The sequence below is a fragment of the Staphylococcus sp. EG-SA-2 genome (assembly GCF_017152085.1).
This window is the reverse complement of record NZ_JACYHC010000446.1, coordinates 1-5,047: the sequence shown is the minus strand read 5'-3', so window position 1 is coordinate 5,047 and position 5,047 is coordinate 1. Positions and strand designations below refer to the sequence as shown.

Annotated in this window: 5 protein-coding genes; all 5 read left to right on the top strand. The window is 31.4% G+C overall.

The annotated features are described in order from the left end of the window. Positions 1-1,286: dynamin family protein (locus IDG60_RS05795; protein ID WP_206160553.1), on the top strand; the 1,286-nt coding region annotated here is incomplete at its 5' end. A gap of 19 nt (positions 1,287-1,305) precedes the next feature. Beyond that, the gene (locus IDG60_RS05790; protein WP_001133022.1) at positions 1,306-2,184 is read left to right on the top strand and encodes a 5'-3' exonuclease; all 879 of its coding nucleotides are present in this window, start codon (positions 1,306-1,308) and stop codon (positions 2,182-2,184) included. Between the two features lie 475 nt (positions 2,185-2,659). Beyond that, positions 2,660-3,778 carry an alanine dehydrogenase gene (gene ald / locus IDG60_RS05785; RefSeq protein WP_000959424.1) on the top strand — a complete coding sequence of 373 codons (1,119 nt, stop codon included), beginning with the start codon at positions 2,660-2,662 and terminating at the stop codon, positions 3,776-3,778. A 94-nt stretch (positions 3,779-3,872) separates the two neighbouring features. After that, entirely contained in the window at positions 3,873-4,913 is a 1,041-nt protein-coding gene (gene tdcB, locus IDG60_RS05780) for a bifunctional threonine ammonia-lyase/L-serine ammonia-lyase TdcB (RefSeq protein ID WP_000210817.1), read from the top strand. Between the two features lie 30 nt (positions 4,914-4,943). After that, positions 4,944-5,047, top strand: a 104-nt coding sequence (locus IDG60_RS22140; RefSeq protein ID WP_241013339.1) for a hypothetical protein, incomplete at its 3' end; no start/stop codon positions are given.

Below are 5,047 nucleotides of genomic sequence, written 5' to 3'. Positions count from 1 at the left end.
AAGATGAATATGCAACATTTGTTAAGACAGTACACATTGCATTAATGCATGATTGGTTAAAAGGTAAAATAATTGTTGATTCATTAGGGCTACACTCAAATAACCAAAGGCATACAAATGAAACCGAACAAATTTTAACTTCTTCAGACTTAATATTGTATGTAAGTTATTTTAATCATTCATTTACTGATAATGACAAAGCGTTTATAGAACACATGAAAGATATGAACCAGTTGAATGAAAACCAAGCATTTAAAATGGTAATTAATGCTGCTGATTTAGCAGAAAGTCAAGATGATCTTGAAGCAGTTGAAACATATGTATCAGATGCATTAAGACAAGTACACTTACAATCAGACATTTTTGCTGTATCAAGTCGAAATGCATTGCAAGCTGAAGATAAGGGCATTGATCAATTAAAACAAAGCATACAACAATTTGTTGATGTTGAATCTAAATCAATTTTAGAACAACAAATGATTCATCAGCTTCAACAAATGGATCGTTCTTATGTAGAGATGATTACAGAATTTGAAACAAATAAAGCTGATATTTCACGTCGCCAACAAAGGTTAACAGATTATAAAGATAAACAGCGTTTACAACATCAATTAATTGATGCGACGCTACAACATACAGACAACGAAGTTGAAGAACAAGTTTATCATTTAAATGCACGTTTAAAATTACAACTACTTGACGATGTTAAATCAGTGTTTAATTCTCAAATGACGCAAAATAGTGATTTTAATGAAGAAAAGAAAGTGTCTACGAAAGTATACTTAGATCAAATTCATCAACGATTGTTTTTAGAGCAATCTTTAATTACAGAACGTATAAAAAAATACTTTAATAAGCAACTCACTAAGCAAATTGCACCAATCGTTCAACAATTAGCAGATTTACATGTCATTGTTAATCCTCAGTTTAACTTTGAATCAGCTAATATAGAGCAACCATTATTGCACATCGATTTCAATGATATGCTAAATGCATTGCCTAAACAATTAACAAAACGTAAAATTTTGAATCCAAATGGGCAAAGAGATATACATGAATCAATTTGTCAAAGTACATTAGGATTATTACAACCACAAATGGGATTATTGAGGCAACAACTTGAATTATATGTTAAGCAAATGGCTGTAGAAGCTGAATCGCAATTTGAAAGTTTTGAAGCTAATATTCAAACGCAAATAAACGATTTATTAGCATTTGATTTAGATACAACACTTATCAATCAATTGAAAGATAAACATCAACAACTGAAAACTATTTTATATTAAGAAAGAAGGAACGTTTTAAATGCCTAATAAAATATTACTTGTAGATGGTATGGCACTATTATTTAGACATTTCTACGCTACAAGTCTTCATAAACAATTTATGTACAATTCACAAGGTGTACCTACAAATGGAATACAAGGGTTTGTGCGTCATATCTTTTCGGCAATACATGAAATACGCCCTACACATGTAGCTGTATGTTGGGATATGGGACAATCAACTTTTAGAAATGATATGTTTGATGGTTATAAGCAAAATCGTTCTGCACCACCAGAAGAATTGATACCACAATTTGATTATGTTAAAGAAATTTCAGAGCAATTTGGCTTTGTAAATATTGGCGTTAAAAACTATGAAGCGGATGATGTTATAGGTACATTAGCACAACAATATTCAACTGATAACGATGTCTATATTATTACGGGCGACAAAGATTTACTGCAATGTATTAATGACAATGTTGAAGTCTGGCTAATTAAAAAAGGTTTTAACATTTATAATAGATATACATTACATCGTTTTAACGAAGAATATGCCCTTGAACCACAACAACTAATCGATATTAAAGCGTTTATGGGTGATACAGCAGATGGATATGCAGGTGTTAAAGGAATTGGTGAGAAAACGGCTATTAAGTTAATTCAGCAATATCAAAGCGTTGAAAATGTGGTTGAAAACATTGATGCATTATCAGCTGGGCAACGTAATAAGATTAATGACAATTTAGATGAACTATATTTATCGAAGCGACTTGCTGAAATTCACACACAAGTACCAATTGATAGTGAATCGCTTTTTGAGAAAATGTCATTTGCAACAACACTTAATCATATTTTATCAATTTGTAACGAACATGAATTACATGTTTCAGGAAAATATATTTCATCCCATTTTTAAAAAAGTATAAAATTTTATGAAAAATTAAACCAATTAAGTATAAAAAGACTATTTCTATCGATACAAGGTAGAAATAGTCTTTTTGCGTATTTGGATATGTCAGAGTGAATAAATAAGACGAATTTTGATAGATACATATTTGATTAATCAATAGAGTTTAAAGAATTATATTTCATCCAAATAAATTACCATACACTACAAAATAGTACAGTTACAACTTTATTAATCTAAAAAACATATTTGATTAATTAGTTTTTGAGTCAATGTATTAATACAACTATAAATCAAATGGAGTATAAGAAATAAATATAGTGGTATAATTGCACATAATATTTAAGAATAAGAATAATATATTAAATATTTATTAACAAATTATAGATAAAATATGAATAATTAATTAATGGTATTTACATATTCATAACCAAAGGATAAAATAATTGTGAAATTATTCACAAATGAAAGAGGAGTGTTGCAAATGTTAGTTGCAGTAGTCAAAGAATTAAAACAAGGTGAAGGACGTGTAGCTTGCACACCCGAAAATGTGCGTAAGTTAACGGATGCAGGACATAAAGTAATTGTTGAAAAAAATGCTGGCATTGGTTCAGGATTTTCTAACGATATGTATGAAAAAGAAGGCGCTAAGATCGTAACTCACGAACAAGCATGGGAAGCTGATCTTGTTATCAAAGTAAAAGAACCTCATGAAAGCGAATATCAATATTTCAAAAAGAATCAAATTATCTGGGGATTTTTACATCTAGCATCTTCAAAAGAAATAGTAGAAAAAATGCAAGAAGTTGGTGTAACTGCGATTAGTGGTGAAACCATAATAAAAAATGGAAAAGCAGAATTATTAGCGCCAATGAGTGCTATAGCAGGTCAACGCTCAGCAATTATGGGAGCTTACTACTCTGAAGCACAACATGGTGGTCAAGGTACTTTAGTGACTGGTGTACATGAAAATGTGGATATACCTGGTAGTACATATGTGATTTTCGGTGGTGGCGTAGCAGCAACAAATGCAGCAAATGTTGCCTTGGGACTAAATGCTAAAGTAATCATTATCGAGTTAAACGATGACCGCATTAAATATCTTGAAGATATGTATGCAGAAAAAGATGTCACAGTAGTCAAATCAACACCAGAAAATTTAGCAGAACAAATTAAGAAAGCAGATGTATTTATTTCTACAATTTTAATTCCAGGTGCGAAACCGCCAAAATTGGTTACTCGTGAGATGGTTAAATCAATGAAAAAAGGTTCAGTATTAATCGATATAGCTATTGACCAAGGTGGAACTATTGAAACAATTAGACCAACTACAATTTCTGATCCAGTGTATGAAGAAGAAGGTGTGATTCATTATGGTGTACCAAACCAACCAGGAGCAGTCCCAAGAACTTCAACAATGGCATTAGCACAAGGAAATATTGATTATATATTAGAAATTTGTGACAAAGGCTTAGAACAAGCAATTAAAGATAATGAAGCCTTAAGTACTGGTGTAAACATTTACCAAGGACAAGTGACAAATCAAGGATTAGCTTCATCACATGACCTAGATTATAAAGAAATATTAAATGTTATCGAATAGATAATAATTTAAATGAAATTGAGTGAAATGAATATTTTAAATATAGCATTATAGTTTGGACTAAAAATTTACAAAACGGAAGGATGTAATTATTATGACAACCAACACAGTTACATTACAAACAGCACATATTGTAAGTTTAGGAGATATCGAAGAAGCTAAAGCAAGCATTAAACCATTTATTCGTCGAACACCACTAATTAAATCTATGTATTTAAGTCAAAATATCACTAAAGGTAACGTATATTTAAAACTTGAAAATATGCAGTTTACAGGTTCATTTAAATTTAGAGGTGCTAGCAATAAAATTAATCATTTGTCAGATGAACAAAAAGCTAAAGGTATTATTGGCGCATCAGCCGGAAATCATGCACAAGGTGTAGCTTTGACAGCAAAACTATTAGGTATTGATGCAACGATTGTGATGCCAGAAACAGCACCAATTGCTAAACAGAATGCTACCAAAGGATATGGTGCAAAAGTCATTTTAAAAGGTAAAAACTTTAATGAAACTAGACTTTATATGGAAGAATTAGCGAAAGAAAATGGTATGACAATTGTTCATCCATATGATGATAAGTTTGTCATGGCTGGTCAAGGAACAATAGGATTAGAAATTTTAGATGATATATGGAATGTTAATACGGTCATTGTTCCAGTTGGTGGAGGTGGCCTAATTGCAGGTATTGCCACCGCTTTAAAATCATTCAACCCATCAATTCATATAATCGGCGTTCAAGCTGAAAATGTGCATGGCATGGCAGAGTCATTCTATAAGAGAGCTTTAACTGAACATCGTGAAGATAGCACAATTGCAGATGGTTGTGATGTAAAAGTACCAGGTGAAAAAACATACGAAGTAGTAAAACATTTAGTAGATGAATTTATTCTTGTATCAGAAGAGGAAATAGAACATGCAATGCAAGATTTAATGCAACGTGCCAAAATCATTACAGAAGGTGCAGGAGCTTTACCTACAGCAGCTATTTTAAGTGGGAAAATTGATAAAAAATGGCTAGAGGGTAAAAATGTCGTTGCATTAGTTTCAGGAGGAAACGTTGACTTAACTAGAGTTTCTGGTGTCATTGAACATGGCTTAAATATCGCGGATACAAGTAAGGGTGTGGTAGGTTAAAACTTCCAATCTTAAAAATGAGGTGTAATTATGTCAAATGGTAAAGAATTACAAAAAAATATAGGTTTCTTCTCAGCGTTTGCTATTGTTATGGGGACAGTTATTGGTTCAGGAGTATTCTTTAAAATATCAAA